Genomic DNA, 22,719 nt, shown 5'->3' with positions numbered 1-22,719 from the left:
CCGACGGCCCGACCCCGCGCACCGACCGGAAACGGCAGGCAGTTCCCGTGGCCCACTCCTCGATCGAGGTCAACGAATCGACCGCACGGTTCTTCACGATCATCACCGGCATGCCCTGGCCGGAGATCCGTGAGGGCGACCTGCGCGAGGTCCGGGACGCCTACGAGCAGCTGGCCAAGGAGATGCCCGAGCTGCGGGCGCTGATCGAGAAGGTGGCGGTCTCCTGCGCCCGGCAGTTCAAGGGCCAGGCCGCGACCTCCTTCGCGTACCAGATGAACTCGTTCATCGGCCGGACCGGCGGGGACGACTACGTCACGGCGGCCGGCAGGACCGCCAAGGCGCTGGCGGACTGCGCCGGGAACGTGGCCAACACGGTCGAGTACACCAAGTGGATGGCCATCGCCCAGTTGGTGCAGCTGCTGGTCGAGATCGCGCTGGCGATCTTCTGGGCGCCGTTCAGCTTCGGCGCCAGCCTCTCCGGGCTGGTGCTCAAGAAGCTGCTCACCAAGGCCGCGCTGACGGCCCTGATGAAGTACCTGCTCAAGACCATCGCGATGCACACCTTCTCGGGCATCGTGGGCGGTCTGCTGATGGACGGCATCATCCAGAACCTCCAGATCGGCCAGGGCAACCGCAAGGAGATCGACAAGGAGTACACCAAGCAGGCGGTGCTGTTCGGCGTCATCGGCGGTGTGCTCGGCGGCCCGCTCGAACTGTTCGGCCTGGGCCTGGGCAAGCTGCTGGGCCGCATGCTCGGCAGGAGCGGCGGGCGGCTGCTCGCGGACCAGCTCAGCGACTACCTGCTCAACGGCGAGCTGAAGAGCCTCAAGGGGACGCTGAAGACCGCCGCCGAGGCGGCCGCCAAGTCCGGCGAGAAGGGCTCGCTCGGCGTGGTCGGCAAGGAGACCTCCAAGGGCCTCGCCGACGAGGCCCTGAAGAAGTCGCAGGCCAGGGCCTTCGCCCGGGACCTCGGCAGCCTGATGGAGGCCTCCGCCGAGCAGTTGCAGGCGGGCTTCGGCAAGACCACCAAGGGCTCGCTCGGCGACACCTTCGTCTCCGGGATGGAGAAGACCTTCGTCAAGCACCTGGGCGAGCAGCTCGGGAAGAAGGAGGCCGGAGCGCTCGGCCGGGAGCTGGGCGAGAAGTTCGCCGAGAAGTGGGTGGGCAAGGCCCGGCAGACCGTCGAGCTCAGGGGAGCGGCCAGCGAGGGCCTCGCCGAGGCGCTGGACAACGTCCTCAAGCAGGACGCCGGGAAGGGCCTGACCGCCCACCAGATCAGCGCCCTGGGCAAGCACCTGCCCGACCTCGCCGACGGACTGACGCAGGGCAACAAGATGTTCCAGCTCGGCCTGGGGTTCGGCAACTACATCCAGTCCGGCGTCCAGAACGTGCTCAGCGAGGGCTTCTACAACCTCATCTTCGGCGAGAACCACGAGTTCACCGTCACCGCGGGCAGCTTCGTCGGCGGCATGATGACCGCGATGATGGGCCACGTCATGCACCTCGGCGCGGCGCCGCTGATGCACCGCTACGCCGACTGGGTGCAGCGGACCCAGTTCGAGACGGTCGCGGCCGGGGCGTCCAAGTACTTCCCGCTCCACCACCCGATCACCTTCGCCGCGCTGGCCAGTATGGCGTCCGGCAAGATCGTGCCCTTCCCGGTGCCGAGGATGGGCCACCCGGAGGCCTTCGAGTTCGCCCGGACCCACCGCATCGAATCGCTGGAGGACGTCGCGAAGGGCCTGTCGCAGGTCTCGGGCGTCAACATCAAGACCCCGCCGGCGGACCCCGAGGTCGCCGAGTGGATGCAGCAACTGCTGCCCTACGTCGACCTCCTGGCGCAGGAGCGCGCGCAGGAGGCGGCCACCCGGACCGTCGGCGGCACCGAGGACCGGCCGACGGTGGTGGTGCACGAGGATTCCGCCGGGGCGCCGGTGAAGGTCGAGTCGGACGAGGCGCCGATCGTCGTTCCGAAGCCGCCGACGCAGGAGTCCGAGCACCGGGTGCAGGAGCAGCGGCCCACTGAGCAGAGGGCCACCGAGCAGCGGCCCACCGAGCAGCGTGGCGCCGAGCAGAAGGCGCCGGACCAGAAGGCCTCGGAGGCGCCGAAGCGGAGCACCCCGGGCCGTACGGGCGCGGTGCCCCCCGTGTCGACCGAGTCCTCGGGCGACGCGCTGACCGCCCCCCGTCGGCGGGCCGCCACGACGGACGGCGCCACCGTCACCACCACGGAAGCCACCGCCACCGCAACCTCCTCCGCGCGGGTCCCCACCTCCTCCACCGGCCACACCGCCGACCGCACCACCCAGGACCTGCCGGCCGGCACCGACGGCACCGGCCGCCACACGGTGCAGGAGCCGGCGCCCCCGGCCCCGCGGCAGACCGCGAGCCTGGCCTCGACGCTGCTCGGCCAGGACACCGCCCCGAACCGCGCGACGGACCACACCGACCACCCCGAGCCGCCCGCCCCGCCCCGGACCGGCTCCGACGACCTCCCGGCGAGCCCCCGGACGCTCGGCGCCGACGAGACCGCCCCCGCCCCCGGCGACCGCGCCGACTCGCTCCCGAGGACGCCGCAGCCGCAGCCGGACGCCGCCGCCCCCGTGCCGCCGCCCGCCACCGCCGCCGACACCGCCGCGCCGCCGGTCCGGCCGGGCCCGGACAACCCCTGGCACCCCGCCGAACCGGACGGCACCCTCAGGGGCGCCCCGCGCCGCCCGCCCGCCCCCGGGAGCGGCCAGTGGCAGGAGGTGCTGCCCAACGGCACGGTCCGCGTCCACCGGACGGAGCTGGACGCCGCCGTCGAACCGGGCGCGCCGGCCTCGGCGTTCCCCTCGCGGTGGAGCCGCTCCGTGTTCGACCCCGGCGCCGTCTACTACCCGAAGGCCTGGACCGCGACCCAGCTCCGGCACCACGTCACCACCGCGCTCGCCGACCCGTTCCTCCACCGCGAGGCGAACGGCATCCAGTACCGGCTGGGCCGCTCGGGCGGCGTCTGGATCGAGGGCATGTACCTGCCGGACGGCAGCCTCCTGGGCCACCGCCCGGACCCGTACCAGTCGCTCCGGAACCCCCGCTACGACGCCCCCGGGACCCTGACGGCCTCCCGGGGCGAGGAACTCCGGCCGCCCGGCCTCGGACCGGTCCGGGTCCGCCGCGACCTCATGCACGACGGGGCGGAGACCCTCGAAGTCACCGCCCGGGTCAAGCTGGTGGGCGACCCGGACGTGACGCAGCAGCAACTGCTGCGCGCCCGGGCGAGGCTGGAGCGGGCCGCCGAGGAGTTCACGGCCGGACCCGGGGCGGACGGCCCCCGCGCGCGGCTGCGGCTGGAGTTCACCCAGGACGGCGACGCCGCCGAGGTCCGCATCGCCCCCGGCCAGGACCCGGCCCTCCAGCACGCCGTGCCGCGGCTGCACGAGCGGGCCGCCGCCGACGGACCGGCCGCCGCCCTGGCCGCGCTGAGGCAGCAGGCGCCCCCGCCCCCGGAGACCGTCACCGGCGCCGCGCGGATGCTCGCCGGTCGGCAGGCGCAGTTCGCGCCGTCGGCGTGGGACAACCCGACCCGGGGCCGCCACCTGCCGCGCGAGTGGACCGCCGACGAGGCCCGCTACGCCGCGAGCGTGGTCGCGGCCTCGGCCGACCGCGTCCCGGCCGGACCGGTGCCGCCCGGCGGCACCACCGCGCCCGAGCTGCGCCACGGCACCTTCGCCGGGGTCAAGCTCACGGTGCGGGTGGAGAACGGGCTGATCACCGACTTCTGGAGCCGGCCGGACCAGCGGATGCCGGACCAGCTGGCCAGGCCCGCGGCGGAGCAGCCCCAGGTGCTGGGCACCCACCGGGTCCGCCCGCCCAAGGACGCCCTCGAACGGACCATGGACGAGCGGGTCCTCCAGCGCTTCCTCGTGAGCCGGATCAGGCACGCCGACGGCGACACCGAGTCGCTGGTGACCGTCCGGGTGCACCTGGACACCAACGCGCTGGACCTGAAGGACCAGGACACCGCGAAGCGCTTCAAGGACCTGGTCAAGCGGGCCCGCACCGGGATCGCGGACGTCTACGACATCGGCCAGCGGCTGCCCAGCGGCGACCGGCTGCGGGTACGGGTCGAGTTCGTCGCCGATCCGGCCAAGGCGCACCACACCGTGCAGGTCCACGCCCAGCAGGACCGCGAGGACTACCGCAACTGGGGCCTGAACACCTCGGGCGTCGTCGCCGCCCACGAGCTCGGCCACATGCTGGGGCTGGCGGACGAGTACCGCGAGCGCTCCGACGGCGCCCCGCTCCGCGCGGTCTACCTCGACGGCGGGCTGCTGGGCTCCTACGTCCGCGACGGGTTCGACCGGACCGTCACCGACATGGACAACCTGCCCGGCGGCCCGGTCACCGCCCACCCGAAGCCGGTACTGCGCGCGCGCAACCTGCGGCAGCTGGGCGGCGTGATCGACCAGGTCTTCGGCGCCGACCGGGGGCCCGGTCCGGAGAGCACCCACCCGCCGCGGCCCCGGATGAACCCGGACGCCCTGCGCCTGGCGCTCCACGGCGGCCTGCACCGGGACAGCCTGCGGCTGCCGGGCGGCGGGCGCGACGGCGGGGGCCACCTGTTCCCGCCGCCCGGCTCCGGCGATCCCCGGCCGACCCGGATCGCGGGGTCGGAGAACCGCAACGGCACCTTCCGGGTCCTCGGCGGCCCGGCCGACGGCGTGGGCGCCGGCCTGCACCGGCTGGCGGGCGAACTGGACGTCTCGGCGGCGGTCCGGGCCCGCGGGCGCACCATGTTCCCCGAGCACTGGTCCGCCGACGACGCGGCCTACGCGGCGGAGCAGGCCTACCAGCACGCCCGCCGCCGGGGCGACGCGGCGTTCACGGAGTCCGGCCCGGACTCCTGGACGTGGACCGGCGAGTACGGCGGGGTGCGGATCGACGGCCGCATCCAGGTCCGCACCGAGCAGGGCCCGCGCGGCCCCGTCCAGGTGGCGGAGATCGTCGGCTTCCGGCCGTCCGACGACCAGGGCGGGCTCGGCCCCGCCCCGCACCTGCCGTGGCACCCGCACCCCGACACCTTCGACCAGCGCGGCGCCGACGTGCTGCGCTACGGCGACCGCACGACCCTGACCGGCGTGCACCACCAGCCGCCGAACCGGGCCGGGGACGCGGGGACGGCCTCCCCCGAGGGAAGGCTGGCCGGCGAGCGGATGGGCATCAGGATCGGCAACCGCTCACAGGTCAACCCCAACGGGACCTACCGCGCCACCGTCTGGTACCTCGACCCGGCCGTGAACCCGGCCGCCCCGATGGCGAAGTTCGACTCGCGCTGGTTCAAGCGCGCCGACCACCCGCTCAACATGTTCTACCCGGACCACTGGCGGCCCGCGCGGGTCCTCGAAGCCGTCAACGAGGCCCACACGACCCGCGACCGGGCGGGCGACCGCGTCGTCGACGGCGCCGTCCACTGGACCGGCACCGGCGGCGGCGTCCGGATCGAGGGCATCACCCGCGACGGCCGCCACGTGGTGCACCGTCCGACGGACGAGCAGCCCGGCGTCGTCCGCCCGGCCGGCGCCCCGCGCTCCGCCCCGCTCACCGAGCCCGGGCAGCCCGGCACCGGCAGGCGTCCGGCCGTCACCTCCGGCATGCCCCCCGGCACGGTGCCCGCCGACGTCTTCAGCCCGCACCTGAGCGCGGACGCAGGCCGCGGCCTGCCCGCGCCGTGGACGGCGCAGGAGCAGCGCTACGCCGTGCACAACGGCCGGAGGACCGGCGACGACACGGTGCTCGACGACGGCGGCACGAGCGGCCGGGTGGTCTTCGCCGGTGTCGCGATCACGGTGCTGCGGGACGCGGACGGCAAGGTCACCGACTTCTCGCTCGCGGAGGGCCACACCCCGCCCTCGCAACTCGACGTCCGGGTGCCCGAGCGCGGCACCCGGAAGCCGAAGGCCCCCGAGGGGGCGGACCCGCTGCCGAGGGCGCCGTTCCACCCGGACGAGGAGGACGGCTCCGACACCTCCTCGCGTCGCAGCGAGGACGAGGACGAGGACGCGGAGGGGGACGGGAACGAGGACGGGGGGTCCGACGGCGACATGTCCGAGGTGTCCTACGCGGACACGCTGGACCTCATCTCCGACGACGAGCCGATGGCCTGGAACGGCACCTTCGGCGACGGGAACCGGGCCGCCGGGGACATGGACCTCGACGAGCCCCTGCCGCAGCGCCCGCGCCCGGCCCACCAGGCGCCCGCGCCGGACCTGCGGTTCGCCGCGCTCGACGCGCCGGTCGAGGTCCGCGCGCCCGCCGACCCGGCGCGCCACACCAGCGACTCCACCCTGCTGCGCCGCTTCCAGGCCACCCGCGGCGTCCTGGTGGACGGCAGCCCCGCGGCCGAGGTCCTGGTCCGGCTGTTCCTCGACACCACCGCGGTGGCCGGCGTCCCGGACCGCGACCTGGCCGTCCGGAACCTCCGGGAGCGCGCCCGGCAGGGCATCGACCGCCACTACAACACCGGGCACCGGCTGCCGAACGGCGAGGTCCTGGTGGTGCGGGTCGAGTTCGTCGACGACCCCGGCCGGGCGCACCACCGGATCGAGGTCCTCGACGGCGTCGTCCGGGAGGCGCACGACGAGTGGGGCCTCGGCTCGACCGCGCGGACCCTGGCCCATGAGTTCGGCCACCTGCTCGGCCTGCCCGACGAGTACCGGGAGCGGCGCGTCCGGACCACGGCCGTGGACGCGTACGGCAACACCGTCGTCGTCGAGGACGCGATCCACCCCCGGCCGGTGACCGGGGACGCCGGTCTGATGGGCAGCAGCTCGCGGCACCGGGACCGGGTCAGGTTCGACCAGGACACGGCGCTCATGTCGGACCACACCGTCCTGCACTACGCGCTCGCGCCGCGGAACCTGCGGGAGCTGGGCCGGGCGATCGAGGACGCCCTCGGCACCGCCCCGGCCGCCCCGCCGGTCCACGGCCTGCCGCACCGGGCGGCGTTCGGCCAAGACGCCCTGCAGACCTCGACGTTCGGTGACACCCGCAACCCCGGCGGCCATCTGCTGCCGCCGGCGGGCTCCGACCGGACGGCGCCGGGGCGGGTGCTGCGGGTGGAGCGCAACGGCGTCGTGGTCGCGGACTTCTCGTCGGAGTCCGCCGCCACCCTGCCGCGGCCCCGGCGGCTGGACAGCGTCTCCGCGGCGGCCGACGACCTGCTGGTCCCCGGGACCGGGCGGCGGCGGATGTTCCCGCGCAACTGGACCAGCGAGGACGCGACGTACGCGGCCGAGCAGGCGTACCTGCACGCGCTGGCCACCAACGACGTCGTTCCGCTCGGCGGCAGCCGGTACCGGTGGACCGGTGAGTACGCCGGGGTGCGGATCGAGGGCGAGGTGCGCGCCGGGGAGTTCCTGTCGTTCCGCCCGTCGGACCGTCAGCCGGACGTCGACCCGCCGCTGAACGCCCCCCACCGCCCCGACCTCGACGGCCCGTTCGGGGCGTTCGGCCAGCGCGCCGAGGACATCGCCCGCTACGGCGACCGCCGGCACCTCACCGGCCTGCACCACGAACTGGACCTCGACCCGGCCAGTGCGGCGAGCGCGCTGCGGGCCCACGGCGCCCGGATCGTCGAGACCAGCGCGCCGATCCACAACGGGACGTACCGGGCCCGGGCGGCCTTCCTCGACCCGACCGTCGCACCGACCTCCCCGCTCGCCGACTTCCCGACCCGCTGGCGGTTCCGCGGCACCGGGACCGCGCGCACCATGTACCCGCGGACCTGGAGCGCCCAGGAACTGCTGCACGCCGTCGACGAGGCGCACGACGGCGTCCCGCACGAGCGGCGGGTGTACCGGGAGGACGGCCGCACCTACCACTGGGCGGGCGAGGCCTACGGCGTCCGGATCGAGGGGCTCTCCCGCGACGGCCTGCACCTGGCGCACCGCCCGTCCGAGATCCAGCCGATGACGCAGTGGCAGCCGAGGCGGGAGGTGGGCGGCTCCCCGGACACCCGGGTCTGGCTGGGCACCCGGCCGCTGTCGGTGGCCCGGGTGCTGTTCGACTCCGGGCAGGAGGGCCTGCGGATCACCGTGCCGGTACGCACGGTCGTCCAGGGCCCGGTGCCGCCCCACCTGCCCGGGCTCGCCCGGGCCGAGATGCAGCGCCGGGTGGACGACTTCGTGCAGCAGCGGATGCGGGAGGCCGTGGGGCCCGACGGGATGCCGCCGCGGCTGGTCACCGTCCGGCTGGACTTCGACCCCCCGCAGGCCGAGGTCTTCTCCTCGATGGTCCTGCGCCCGGACGGCCTGTCGGACGCCGAGTCCCTGCTGGGCCCGCTGGCCGTCGAGGACCGGCACTACGTGTTCGCCGCAATGACCGGCGAGCTGAGCGCCGTGGCCACCCCGGTCGAGCAGTTGCTCGCCGTGCACGGGGGGCCGCGCGTCCCCACCGACCTGCGCGAACCCGGCCCGCTGCGGGAGAACGAGCAGCCGCCCGCCGTCGTCCCCGGCTGGGACCAGCGGACCGTGGGGCTCCTGGCCAACCTGGACGTGCGGTTCAGCGAGGAGGCCGCGGCCGCCGACCCGCGCGACCTGCCGGCGGACCGGAGCCTGCCCCACGAGTGGAGCGCCCTGGACAGCCGCTGGGCCGCGCTGCGGGTCCTGGAGGACCACGAGAGCCGGCACGGCGCGACCGTGACCGAGATCGTCCGCGGCACCATCGGCGACGTCACGGTCGAGGTGCACGTGGAGGACGCCCAGATCGTCCGGGTCACCGGCGTCGGCGACCAGCGGGACCTGCCGCAGCTGCACGTCCCGCCGTTCGTCCCGGACCCCGGCACGCCGTACCACACCACCTCCGAGACGGCCCCCCGCCGCCCCGGCCCCTCCGCCTGGCAGTCCGCCGACCTGGACGGCACGGTGGCGGGCGCCCCGCGCCGGCCGCCCGCCCCGGCGGGCGACCAGCTGCGGACCACCCTGCCCGGCGGCGCGGTGCGGATCGCGGACGTGCACCTGGACCCGGCGGTCGGCCGGGGCGCCCCGGCCGCGCAGTTCCCCACCCGCTGGCACCGCTCCGCGCTCGACCCCGGCACGGTGTACTACCCGGAGCACTGGGGCGAGGCCGAACTCGCCGCGCACGTCACCGCCGCGCTCGACCACCCCGTCCTCACCCGCCACGAGGGCGACGGCTCGCGGGTGGTGCTCGGTGAGTCCGAGGGCCTGTGGATCGAGGGCCGGTTCGGGCCCGACGGCACCCTCTACTACCACCGCCCGGCCCCGTACCAGGGCTACGACAACCCGGACTACCACGGCCCCGCCGCGACGACGGCCCGCCGGGGCGAGGACGTGGAGCTGAACGGCCTCGGCCCGGTGCGGCTGCGCCGCGACCTCATGTTCGACGGCTCGGAGGTCCTGCGGGTCACCGCCCGGGTCCGGCTGGTGGGCGGCGAGGACACCACCGGAGCCGACCTGCGGAGGGCGGAGGCCGCGCTGCGGGCGTCCGCCGAGGAGTACCTGGAAGGCCATCAGGCAGGCGGCGCCACCCGCCTGGAGCTCCGGCTGGAGTTCACCCGGGACGCCGACGCCGCCGAGGTCCGGCTCGTCCCCGGGCAGGACCCGACCGTCGAGCAGGCCCTGCCCCGGCTGCACGAGGCCGCGGGCACCGACCGGCTGGCCGAGGTGCTCGCCTCCGAGCGGCAGCCGCAGGCGCCGGCCGCGCCGCGCACCGTGTCCGGCGAGGCGATGCTCGACGGCCGGCGGCGCTTCTTCGCGGCCGCCGTGTGGGACCACCCGGCCGAGGGCCGCAACCTGCCGCGCGAGTGGACCGCCGACGAGGCCCGCTACGCCGCGAGCGTGGTCGCGGGCTCGCCGCACCGCGTCCCGGCCGGACCGGTGCCGCCCGGCGGCACCACCGCGCCCGAGCTGCGCCACGGCACCTTCGCCGGGGTGCGGCTGACGGTGCGGATCGAGAACGGCCGGATCTCCGACTTCTGGGGCCAGCCGGACCAGCGCCTGCCGGACCAGCTGACCGGGCGCCGGCCCGAGCCGCACCAGGTGCTCGGGACCAGGGAGGTCCGTCCCCCGACGGACCCCTTCGACCACGCCCTGGACGCCCGCGAGCTCCAGCGGTTCGCGGTGAGCCGGATCAGGCTCGCCGACGGCGACACCGAGTCGGTGGTGACGCTCCGGGTGCACCTGGACGTCAGCCGGCTGGACCTGGCGGACCCGCACGCCGTGCGGCAGCTCGACGACCTGGTCGACCGGGCCCGCGCCGGGATGGCCGACATCCACAACGGCGACCAGCGGCTGCCCAGCGGCGACCGGCTGCGGGTGCGGGTGGAGTTCGTGCGCGACCCCGCCGACGCGCACCGCACCGTCGAGGTCCACCCGGAAGCGATCCGGGCGAACCATGACAAATGGGACCTCAAGACCCCGGCCGTGGTGCTGGTCCACGAGCTCGGCCACCACCTCGGGCTGGCGGACGAGTACCGGGAGAGCAACGCCCGCCTCGACCGCCGCCGCCCGATCTCCCTCGACGGCGGCCTGATGGGCTCCTACACCCGCGACCGCCGCAACCGGACCGCCGTCGACACCAACTACCGGGCGTCCGTCCCGGGCGTCCCCGACGCCCGGCCGGTGCTGCGCGCGCGCAACCTGTGGCAGCTGGGCTCCGTGATCGACACCGCCTTCGGCGCGGACCGCGGACCCGCCGGGGACGGCACCCGCCCGCCGCGGCCCCGGGTGAACGCGGAGGCCCGGCGCCTGGCGCTGTACGGCGACCTCAACGGCACCGGCCGGCGGACGTTCGGCGGCGGGCGCGACGGCGGCGGCCACCTGTACCCGCCGCCCGGCGCCGACCGGCCGCAGCCCACCCGGATCCCGGGCTCGGAGAACCGCAACGGCACCTTCCGGGTCTTCGGCGGACCGGCCGACGGCGTGGGCGCCGAGGCGGCCGGGCCGGCGGGCGAGCTGGACGTGTCGGCGGCGGCCCGGGCCCGCGGGCGCACCATGTTCCCGGAGCACTGGTCGGCCGACGACGCGGTCTACGCGGCCGAACAGGCCTACCAGCACGCGCTGCGCCGGGGCGACGAGGCGTTCACCGCGCGCGACTCGAACTCCTGGACGTGGACCGGCGAGTACGGCGGGGTGCGGATCGAGGGCCGGGTCGACCTGCGGGTCGAGCGCCGGGCGGGCGGACACCGGGTCGAGGCCCCGGAGATCGTCGCCTTCCGCCCGTCCGACGACCAGAGCGGACTGGGCGCGGCCTCGCACCTGCCGTGGCACCCCTTCCCGGACGGCTTCGGCCAGCGGGTCGCCGACCTGGTCCGCTACGGCGACCGGCAGACCCTCACCGGCGTCCACCACCAGCCGCCGGAGCGGTCCTGGGCGGGCGACGGCGACGTCTCCCGGGTCGACCAGGCCGGCCAGCGCCGCGGCATCCGGATCGGGGCCGCCTTCGCCGCCCACCCCAACGGGACCTACCGCGCCCAGGTCTGGTTCCTCGACCCGGTGGTCGCCCCGCGGGCCCAGGCGGAGGCGTTCCCGTCCCGCTGGCACGTGCGCGCTGACGGCCAGTCCAACATGTTCTACCCGCGGGAGTGGCACGCCGACCACGTGCTGGACGCCGTCGAGGAGGCCCACCACAACCGCGACCGGGCCACCGACCGCAGGGTGAACGGCGCCGTCCACTGGACCGGCGTCAGCAACGACGGCGTCCGGATCGAGGGCATCACCCGGGACGGCCGGCACCTGATCCACCGTCCGGCGGACGAGCAGCCCGGTGTCGTCCTGCCGCCGGACGCGCCGAGGTCCGCCCCGCTCGCCGAGCCGGCCGCCCCCGGGGCCGGCCGGCGCCCCGTCACCATCTCCGCGATGTCCCTCAACCCGGTGCCGGACGGCCACGTCAGCCCGGATCTGCGGGCCGACGCCGGCCGCGGCCTGCCACGGGAGTGGACGGCGGCGGAGCGGCTCTTCGCGGCCGCCAACGGCCGGCGGACCGGGGACGAGGAGCTGGTCGAGGGCGGGTTCCGGGTCCGGGTGCGGTTCGCCGGGACCGAGATCACGGTGCTGCGCGACGAGCAGTACCGGATCGTCGACTTCGCCCTCGTCGACGGCCACACCCCGCCGCCCCAGCTCACCGTCCGGCTGCCCGAGCGCGGCACCGGCGGGCCGGTCGTCCCCGGCCCCGCCGAGCGGCTGTTCGCGCCCGACCCGCCGGGCTCCGACGACGGCTCCCTGCCGCGGACCCCGGGCTACGACGGGGACATCTGGCCGACGACGCCGGGCGGCGACGAGGGCGCCTGGCCGGCCACGCCCGGTTCCGACGGCGCCTCCCTGCCGCGGACCCCCGGCCACGACGGGAACACCTGGCCCGTCACCCCGGGCCGCGACCAGGGCTCCGAGGACGAGGCCATGGACCTCTACCGGGGCTCCGAGGACGAGGAGATGGAGTACTACACCGACGACGACATGCGGTCGGTGGACGAAGGCCCGGACACCCGGTCCGACGACGGGTCCGACGACGGGTCCGACACCCGCTCCGTGGACATGGAATCGCTCCCCGACCCGGACCGGGACGGCGCGCCGGGGACGGTGCGGCCGGCGTACGAGGCGCCGGCGCCGAACCTGGCGATCGCCCGCGTCCTGCGGACCGTGGAGGTCCAGGCGCCCGCCGACCCGGCGCGGCACAGCAGCACCGCCACCCGCCTGCGGGGCTTCCAGGCCGGCCGCGCCGTCCTGGTGGACGGCACCCCGGCGGTCGAGGTCGTGGTGCGGATCCACCTCGACACCTCCGGCCTGCCGGCCGGCCAGGACCACGGCACCGCGCTGCGCGACCTGCGCGAGCGCACCCGGCAGGGCGTGGACGAGTACTACAACACCGGGCACCGCCTGCCCGACGGCGACGTCCTGGTGGTGCGGGTCGAGTTCGTCGACGACCCCGGCCGGGCGCACCACGAGGTCGAGGTCCGGGCCCCCGCACCGGGGGAGCGGATCCGCGAGCACTCCGGCCTCTGGGGCCTGGACACCGACCGGACCGTGCTGGCCCACGAGTTCGGCCACCTGCTCGGCCTGCCCGACGAGTACCGCGAGCGACGCGTCCGGGAGACCGCCACGGACGAGGACGGCGACGTCACGGTCGTCGCCCACGAGATCCGCCCCCGGCCCGTGTACCCGCACGGCGGACTGATGGGCGGCACCCACGCCGGCAACGACCGGGTCCGCTTCGACCAGGACGCCGGGATCGTCTCGGACGACACCGACATCCGGTTCACACTCGCCCCGCAGAACCTGCGCGAGCTGGGCGAGGCGATCGAACGCGCCCTCGGCGCCGACCCGGCCGGGCCGGTCGTCCACGACCTGCCGCGCCGGGCGAGGTTCGGCCTGGACGCCCTGCGGTCCTCGCTGGAGGGCGACACCCGCAACCCGGGCGGCCACCTGCTGCCGCCCGCCGGCGCCGACCGCACCGCCCCCGAGCGGGTGGTCCGGGTGGAGCGCAACGGCGTCGTGGTCGCCGACTTCTCCGCCGAGCCCGGCGCCACCCTGCCCCGGCCCCGCCGGCTGGACGGCGTCTCGGCCGCCGCCGACGACCTGCTGGTGTCCGGCAACGGCCACCGCAGGATGTTCCCGCGCAACTGGACCGGCGAGGACGCGGTCTACGCGGCCGAACAGGCCTACCTCCACGCGCTGCGCACCGGCGAGGTGGTCGCGCTGGGCGGCAGCCGGTACCGCTGGACCGGCGAGTACGCCGGGGTGCGGATCGAGGGCGAGGTGCGGGGCAAGGCGTTCCTCTCGTTCCGCCCGTCGGACCGTCAGCCGGACGCGGACCCGCCGCTGAACGCGCCCCACCGCCCGTCCCCCGAGGACCCCGCCCGGGCCTACGGGACCTTCGGCCAGCGCGCCGAGGACATCGCCCACTACGGCGACCGGCAGCACCTCACCGGCCTGCACCACGAACTGGACCTGCGGCCGTCCGAGCGGGAGAACGCGCTGCGGGCGCACGGCGCCCGGATCGTCGAGACCGAGCCCCCCGCCCACAACGGCACCTACCGGGCCCGGGCGGCCTTCCTCGACCCGACCGTCGCACCGACCTCCCCGCTGGCCGACTTCCCGACCCGCTGGCGGGTCCGGGACGACGACGACGGCCTGCGCACCATGTACCCGCGCGACTGGTCCTCCGCGGACCTGCTGACCCGCGTCGACGAGGCGCACGACGGCGTCCCGCACGAGCGGCGGGTGTACCTGGAGGACGGCCGGACGTACTACTGGGTGGGCGAGGCCGACGGCGTCCGCATCGAGGGCCTTTCGCGCGAGGGCGCCCACCTGGCCCACCGTCCGGCCGGGGAGCAGCCCGCGCCGCCCCTGCGGGCCTGGGACGACCGGCGGGTGCGGCACACCCTGCGGGGCACCGGACTCGACCTGGACGGCAGCCCGCTGACCGTCTCCCGGGTGCTGTTCGACTCCGGGCAGCTGGGCCTGGAGATCACCCTCCCGGTCAACGTGACCGTCGACGGCCACCTGACCGCCGCCGAACGGCACGCCGCCACCGGCGAACTCCAGCGCAGGGTGGACGCCTACGTCCGTGAGCGGGTGCGGGAGACCGCGGACGCCGACGGGATGCCGGAGGCGCTGGTCACCGTCCGCCTGGACTTCCACGAGGACCATCCGGACCCCTACGCCCGGGTGATCGTCGACCGGGACTCCCTGCCGGAGCCCGCCGACCTGCTGGTGGTCGACACCGCGGAGAGCCTGCGGCTGCTCCTCGGCCCGCTCGCCCACCGCGACGACCTGGACGTGTTCAACGAGACGGCCTCCCGCCTGGAGGAGTCCGCCCCCACCCGGGTGGACGTGCTCGCCGACCTGCACACCGCGGAGGGCGCCCCGCGCGTCCCCGCCGACCTGCGCGAACCCGGCCCGCCGCGGCCGGACGAGCGGCCGCCCGCCGTCACCGCCGGCACGGACCCGCAGACCCGGCGGGCCGTCGGCGCCATGGACTTCCGGTTCACCCGGGAGGCGCTGGACCTGGACCCGCGCGGCCTGCCCGCCGACCAGAGCCTGCCCCGCGAATGGACCGACCGCGACGCGCGCTGGGCCGTGACGCAGCTCGTCGACCGGAACGGGGTCGGCCCGCGGGACACCGCCGTGATCCACGACGAGTTCCACGGCGTCCTCCTGGAGGTCGAGGTCGTGGACGGCCGGATCACCGCCTACCGGGGCATCGGCGACCAGCGGGAGCTCCCGCAGCTCCACGTGCCGCCGCTCGGGCCGGCCGCCGGACCGTCCCACACCTCCGGCCCCGGCCACGCCGCTGTGCCGCACCTCGCGCCGGCGGACGGGCACCCCCTGCTGGAGGCCGTCGCCCGCAACACCGTCCGGCCGGACGACGAGCCGGCCGGTGCGCCGATGCTGCGCGCACTCGTCGAGGACGACTCGGGGCTGCTGCGCCGGCTGTTCGGGGACGACGAGGCAGGGCGGCCGGACGCCGACCCGGACGCCGCCGAGCGGGTGCTGCGCGAGCTGGTCGAGACGCGGTTCCGGGAGAACCCGGAGCTGGGGCGGGAGGCGCACGAGCTGTACACCGCCTGGGCCCGCCGGATGGGGAACGAGCCGGCGGACTGGCCGGTCTTCGTGGAGGACCTGTACCGGGAGCTCGCCGCCTGGCGCGAGCAGGGCTGGGACGGCGTGCACGACCCGCGCGCCGTGCGGGACGCCTTCGCCGTGCTCACGGCCGCCGCGCTGGACCTGCGGGTCAGCCTGGTGGAGGTGCGGAACGGGCACGCGCAGGTGTCGGAGTTCGGCCCCGCGGACGGCCGCCGGGTCCGGCTCGACCACGACGAGCGCGAGGGCTACTCGACCGTCGCCGCCGCCGAGCGCCGCCAGGAGCGGGAGCGCCTCCTGCGGGAGGAGGAGTCGAAGAACCCGGCCGACGAGGAGGAGGCCGTCACCCGTCGGCGGGACGAGGACTCGGAGGACTCCGATGACTCCGAGGAGGAGCTGAAGACGCACGCGCAGCTGGAGGCGGAGCGCCGCCGCGCCGAGGAGATCCGCGAGGGCAAGCGCGTCGCGCGGGACGGCAACGACGGCTCCGCCCTCTCGGCCGGGGGCGAGAACTCCGGCCTCCCGGGCGGGAACGAGAACCTCACGATCGTCCCGGCGCCGGTCCACGCCAACGTCGACACCACCACCACCAACATCAACGCCGAGACCGTCGTCAACCCGGGCCCGCAGCCGCCGAGGTCCGTGCTCGACCGCGGGGTGCTCTCCGGCGCGCACATGGTGACCAGCCTCGGCGAGCCGGACACCGTGCTGGTCAGGAGGATCGGCGAGAAGATCGAGGAGGCCCTCCCCGCCGACACGCCGAACCGGGCGTCCTTCGCCCGGGCACTCGCCGAGAGCGTCTTCAGCGGCACCAGCCTGCGGGCCCTGGTGTCGGCGCTGTCGCGCGGCGACGTCCTGCACATCCCGGTCGGGACCGACGCCCACCAGGGGACCGTCACCCTGCGCGGCGAGGTGGCGGGCCTGGTGCACCACACCCGGAAGGCGAAGTTCGAGTACGAGGGCGGCGGCGACCGGGTGGTGACGCTCGGCGAGACCAAGGGCGGCAGCCACTCGGCCGGTGCCGGCGTCCAGGGGCGGGGCGACGTCTTCAAGATCATGCGGGCGGCGCTGGACGCCTTCGGGGTGAACCGCGAGGGGGCACGCTCCGACGAGCTGACGACCAGTTCGAAGTTCTTCTCGCGCGCCAAGACCACCGAGGTCACCGAGGTCTTCCGCGGGAGGCTGCTGGTCGACGTGGGCTACCAGCCCAAGGGCAGGCGGGAGACCGAGTCGCTGCCGCCCCGGCTGGACCCGGCCGACGCGCGGCTCCTGACGACGCCGCTGGAGGTCGGCATCCCGCAGCGAGAGACCCGGCCCCCCGCCGACTCCGACATCCGGGCGAACCTGCTGGGCGAGCTCGACCCGGCGCTGCTGGCCCAGCAGCGGCTGCACTCCTCGAACATCATGCTGGACGTCCACGTCAAGGGCGCCCCGCAGGTGCGCCCCGCGGCGCACCAACTCGCCGGCGGTTCCACGGAGCTGGGGAACCTGGGCCCGCTGCGGACCGACGACCTGCCGACGCACCGGCAGGCCATGGTGGGCGTGGTCGAGGCCCTGCGCCGGAGCGTCCTCGACGAGAAGGAGGTCCACGAGCGGACCGTCCGCGAGCGGACCCCCGAGGAGGACGCCGCCCTCGGCGCCGCCGCGCTCCGCGAGCGCGCCGACCGGGACAAGGCGGCCGCCGAGCGGATCGCCCGGGCCGAGGAGGCGCTGGGGTTCCACGGCAGCGCCCTGTCGGACCGGCTGGTGGCCGAGTTCGGCTTCCGGCGCCTCCAGCACGACTTCAAGGGCCTGACGAACGGCGAGTCGGTGATCGTCCGGGTGCCCGGCAGCGACGTCTGGGCCGAGGTGAAGGCCGCCAGCCTCGGTATGCGCCTGGTGGCGACCACCAAGGACACCGAGTTCAACACCGGCGCCGGCTCGGCCGTGACCAGGCTCCGGCGGAAGGTGGTGACCGGCTTCCTCCAGCTCCAGGGCGGCGGACGGCTCGGCACCGACGACCTGAACGTCGCCACCAGCTTCGGGAAGCGGTGGGGCAAGGACAAGGTCGTGGTGACGGGCCGCACGCTGGAGACCGCGGTCACCACCAAGACCAAGGAGAACGGCGCGGTCCTCGACGGCGACGGCTACCTGGAGGTGGTGGTCCACAAGGGCGACGAGCGACTGGGCGACCCGGTCCAGGTGCCGCTCGGGTTCCGGACGCTGATGCCGCAGTCCGACCTGCTGGTGAACGAGGTGACGGCGGCGCCCGTGCCCGGGCGGGTGCGCCTGCCGGAGTCCGCCGTCATCCGCGACATCGGCCCGCTCGACCAGGTGCGGCAAGGGCTGGAGGAGGCCGGGAAGCGGCGGTACGGGAGCCTCTGGCCGCAGATCCGCACCGAGGTGATGCAGGCCGTCACCCAGCCCTCGCTGGCCTCCAAGCTCAGCGCGATGAGCCGCGGGGACGAGTTCCAGCTGACCGCCTTCGACCGGGACAAGCTGACCGGCGCGCTCGCCGCGCTGGCGGACCGCGGCGTCAAGGTGACCGTCAGGGCCGAGCTGGTCGACACGCAGTTGGTCCGGCGGAGCAAGGCCGCCGACCTCAGCCGGCAGAACGAGTCCGGCTCGTTCACCACCGAGCAGCGGTACACCAGCAGGTTCGACATCAAGCAGGGGGCCGTCGGCTACGCCCCGGTCCGGGAGATGCCCGCCGGGCAGGTGCAGCTCAGCCAGGAGATCAGGGTCCGCGGCGGCGTCCGGTCCGACGCCAACGACAAGCTCTACGCGAACAGCAAGCTGCGGGAGGAACAGGACGTCCACCGCGGGACGATGAGGCTGACGGTGGTCCTGGAGGGCGGCCTGCACGACACGCCTCCCGTCACCGGGGACATCAGCACCGAGTACAGCGTCAAGGCCCACACCAGGGCGGCGACGGAGGACCTGACCGTCCTGCCGCGCAACGAGCTCGGGGCCGCCTCCGTGGTGTCCTTCAAGAACGAGGAGGGCACGCCGGGCGGCGACCGGCTCTTCCGGGACGTCCGCAAGGCGCTGGAGGACCGCTTCCAGTGGCGCGGGGGGATCTCCGACTCGCTGGATCGGACCCTCCGGGCGGAGCTGGGGGCGACCGCGATGCAGGCCAAGCTGTCCCAGCTCACCCGGGGCGGGGTGCTCAAGGTGCCGGTCGCCGGCCTGGGCTGGTCGGCCGAGGTGGTCGTCCGGGCGGCGCTGCAGTCGGAACCCGTCGTCAAGTACACGATCAACGGCGCCGAGTTCGAGGTCGGGACCCAGAACCGGACCGGCCACGGCGTCATGCGGGACATCCGGGACCGGGTCACCGGCCTCCTCGGCCTGACCGGCCGGGTGCGGAAGGAACAGGGGGGCGGTCCCGGAGTGACGGTGACCGGCGACTACTCCTACCGCCACGAGTCCTCCACCGGCGGCAACCTGCAGAGCTCCGGCACCGCCGTCAACCGGGCGAAGAACGTCTCCACGGCCGTGGTGTCCGACGCCGTGGTCGACTACCGGGTGGAGATCCACGGCTGGACGGGCGGGCTGATCCCCAGCACGACGAGGCTCGACCCGATCACGATGGAGGCGGAGGTCGTCACCCCGCAGTACGACCCGCCGACCGCGGACACCCTGCGCACCGTCCCGGACCGGATCTGGCAGGACCACGTGCTCGGCTCCTCCGACGTGGTCACCAACGTGTTCGTGCCCGGCGCCCGCAACGCCGGGCAGGCGGCGGCCGACTTCGGCAAGGCCGTCCTGCGCGGGAGCGACGACCCGGGGGAGTTCGGCGGGCGGAACGTGGACAAGTGGCTGCACGGGCTGGGCAGGTCCGGCCTGCGCCACAAGCTGTACGACGCGCTGAGCCCGGACAGCCTGCACGACCAGCTCAAGACCATGATGTCGGGCCGGGAGCTGGTGGTCTCCGACGGTGGCGCGACCATCAGGATCGGCGCGTCCGTCAGGCGGCTGGCCCACACCGGGAACACCACGACCACCGAGTTCAACACCGGGACCCAGGTCGAGCACGGCCACTCGGCGGCCGACGGGGCGACCGGCGGCGGCACCGGCTCCAGCCACCAGGTGCGCGGCGGCGTGGCGGTCTCGACCGGCCTGTTCTACGTGGGCGACACGCTGGCCGTGTCCTCCGGCAGCAGCACCCGCGAGACCTGGTCCAACCGCACCGGCTCCGGCAACACCACCAAGGTGAAGCCGGTCGGCAACGTCTTCACCGGCGAGGCGAACCTGCACTTCTCGGTCGAGTGGAAGGACCTGGTCAGCACCGAGGGCCGGCTCGTCATGGTCACCAAGCGGGCCTACTTCCGGCGTGAGCTGGGCATGGACGTGGTCATCGACGTCGCGGAGACGCGGGAGAACGTGCCGGGCGACCCGCAGGGCAACCCGGAGAAGGTCTTCGACGCCTCGACCGCGCCGCGCGGGGCGGACCTGCGCCGGGCCCTGACCGACGACCTGCCGGTCGTCGAGGACACCGCCGCGCCCGGCGCCCAGGTGCCGCCCGCCCGGGTGTGGACGCACGGGCTGGTCGACACCGACGTGGTGCGCGCGGTCGGGATGACCCCGCACGCGCGGCAGCAGCTGACGGAGGGCGCCGAGGCGTTCCTGGGAACGGGCAACTGGGACCGGGTCCGGGGCATGGTGGAGGGGATGATCGACCCGGTGGCGCTCGCCAGCCGGCTCGTCACGCCGCACACCCCGGACACCTCGGAGGGGGGCGCGGTGCCCCCGCGCCCCGACGAGCCGACCCTCAAGGACGGCCCCGGCAACTCCACCCTCGTGGTGGGCCGGACCGACCTGGCGGGCGACGTCCGGGTGGAGGTCCGGACGAAGGTCAAGGAACTGGAGTTCATCAAGACCGACAGCCGGACGGAGTCCAACCCGACCAACACGACCTCCGTCACCGACGGCATCCGGGCCCAGCGCGCGCTCCGCGTGGCCAACCGGGCCACCGCGGGCGCCGTCAGCCCCGACACGTTCGGGGTGGGTGTCGCCACCCTCCGCGGCGGTCTCTACGTCGACAACGCCTACGAGCACCGCACCGACATCGAGACGGTCGAGGGCGGCCAGGTCGTCAACAACGCCAAGATCGCCACCACGACGGCGCGTTACCGGGGCTTCGTCGAGGTGGAGGTGGTCTACCACAAGGACGGGCAGACCCTGTCCCGCAAGGAGCTCATGGCGGTCGAGATCGACATCCCCGCGAGCGACACCACCAGGGCCGACGTGCCGCACAACGCCTTCCTGCGCTTCAACGAGCAGACGCGGGAGGGCGAACTCCGCCTGCACGGCGCGCCGAAGGACGCGCTGCCCTCGGTGGCGCGGGCGCTGGTGCTGGACATCGGGGAGGCGGAGCACCAGGCACGGCTCCTGCGGGTCGGCCACGTCGCCCGCAAGCTGCTCCCCGAGTCGCTCACCGTCTCGGGCGAGCGGGGTGAGCGCTGGCTGCAGGGCCTGGACCGGCTGATCGACCTCGCCGGGGCCGGGGCGGACGGCCCGCCCTTCGAGCGCCTGCGCGAGGCGGCGGGGCGCCGGTCGGTGCCGCCCGTGGAGCGGCGCCGCCTCCAGGACCTGGTCGAGCTGGCCGGCGCGGACGACGCCCTGTCGGCAGGGGACCTGAACGCCCACTGGGAGGTCCTGACCCAGCGGCAGTCGGAGCAGGAGCGGCTGCGGCGACGGCCGCAGGAAGGAGAGGGGGAGCCGGAGCCGCCGCGGGCGCCGACGGAGCGGCAGCCGGACCTGACCCTGCACCGGCCGACCGTCCCGGACGTCAGGCTGAGGGTCGTCGCGGGCGACGCGACGTCGATGTCCGCGCTGCTCCGCGAGTTCCGGACGACCGTCCTCCGGGCGGAGGGGGAAGGCCGGCCGCACCTGGTCGAGGTCGCCCTGGACGTGCCGACGGGCCGGGCCCCGCGGGAGGCCCGCGCGCTGGAGCAGCGGCTGCGCGGGCTGGCCCGGGAGCTGGCGTACGAGGTGGACATGGTCGTCGTGGCCGGCCCGACCACCGGGCCGCAGGCCGGTCGGGGCGCCGTCCACTCCTTCCGGATCGGCACGAGGCCGCCGGACGCGGAGGAGCCGACCACGACGGTGCGGCGCGAGCCGGTGGACGGCGGGGCGGTTCAGGACCTGAACCAGGAGGTGAGCCAGGACCTGAATCAGGAGGTGAACCAGGAGGTGAACCAGGACCTGAATCAGGAGGTCAATCACGACCTGACCGTGAACGAGACCGTGAACGAGGACCTGACCCAGGGCCGGCCGGAGAACAACGTGACGGACGTCCCGGACGCAGAAGTGATCGCTCCGGCCCCGCCCCCGCGCCGGGAGCAGTCCGAGCACCTGGAGCACCTGGAGCAGCTGCCGCCGGTGCCCCCGGGCCGCCGGGCCGACGAGGTGTCGGACGATTCGCTGTCCTCCCGCTCCTCCCGGTCCTCGCGCTCCTCCCGTTCCTCGCTGCGCGGCGACGCCTCGGAGGACCTGCCCAACGAGCCCGAGGCTTCGGGCGACCGCAACCAGGGTGAGCGGCCGGGAGACGAACCGGACAACCCGTCGGTCGAACCGGACCTGACGGATCCGCCGCACGGGCGCGAGGCCTCGGCCACGTCCTGGCGGACGGCCCGGCTGTACGAGGGCGAGGAGGAGGACTTCTCGGACCAGCCGCACGGGCGCGACGTCTCGGCCACGTCCTGGCGGACGGCCCGGCTGTACGAGGGCGAGGAGGAGTTCTACCAGCACCCGGGCGAGCGGCTGGGCGACGAGTCGGACAACGCGTCGGTCGACTCGGACCTGACGGACTCCCGGAGCGAGCGGTCGGAGGACTCCTGGGTGGAGCTCCAGGCGCCCCCGTTCTACGCCCAGGGTGCGAACCTCCCCCTGACGAACACGCCTCTCGGGAACCCGACGCCCCCGGCGAACACCCCGCGGCCGCTGCCGCCGTTGCCGCCGCAGGAGGGCGGCGGGCCGCCGCAGCACCCGCCCCTGGAGACCGCAGGCAGCCTGGAGGACAGCATCTTCGCCACCCTGACGCAGCTGGACGGCAACGGCGGGGAGGGCGTGTGAACCCTGCGGCCGGGCCCGGCCGTAGTGACGGAGTGGGAGCACCCGAGGTCCTGTCGGCCGGGTGGTCCTGTCGACAGGGACCGCA

The 22,719-nt window shown here is 75.2% G+C and carries 1 protein-coding gene; it reads left to right on the top strand.

Going from position 1 to position 22,719, the window contains the following annotated elements; translation table 11 throughout:
- The first annotated feature begins 47 nt into the window (after window positions 1–47).
- Window positions 48–22,634, top strand: coding sequence for an EndoU domain-containing protein (locus ACFZBX_RS14910; protein WP_391534156.1), 22,587 nt, complete (start codon window positions 48–50; stop codon window positions 22,632–22,634).
- The last annotated feature ends 85 nt before the right edge of the window (window positions 22,635–22,719 follow it).

The sequence above is a fragment of the Kitasatospora sp. NPDC008115 genome (assembly GCF_042957205.1).
Classification (GTDB): domain Bacteria; phylum Actinomycetota; class Actinomycetes; order Streptomycetales; family Streptomycetaceae; genus Kitasatospora.
The sequence above is the reverse complement of the archived record's forward strand: the minus strand, read 5'-3'. Positions and strand labels throughout refer to the sequence as shown.